A 234-nucleotide genomic window follows, 5' to 3' on the forward strand; every position below is an offset into this window, starting at 1 on the left:
CTGGAATACGGTAACCCGTGGGAATTCAAACGCCACAACACGCGCTATAAAGTCCGTTTTGGCGGTCGCATTCAGCAGGAAGGTAAAAAAACGCGCTGGATTGAAACCGAAGAGATTCTGGGAGTCGCTTACGATCAGATAATCCCTGGTTACGACACCGACGCGACCAACACGCTGCGTTTGTGGAGTGCGCAAGCCAGTAGCGAAATTAACCTCGGTAAATTCAACCAGGGT

At 50.9% G+C, this 234-nt stretch carries 1 protein-coding gene; it reads left to right on the forward strand.

Annotated elements, in window-relative coordinates; genetic code table 11:
- Nucleotides 1–234 (forward strand): glycogen/starch/alpha-glucan phosphorylase (locus IEQ44_RS16565; protein ID WP_193639496.1); only part of this gene is annotated, 234 nt, incomplete at both ends.

This window comes from Nocardioides malaquae, assembly GCF_015070385.1.
Classification (GTDB): domain Bacteria; phylum Actinomycetota; class Actinomycetes; order Propionibacteriales; family Nocardioidaceae; genus Nocardioides; species Nocardioides malaquae.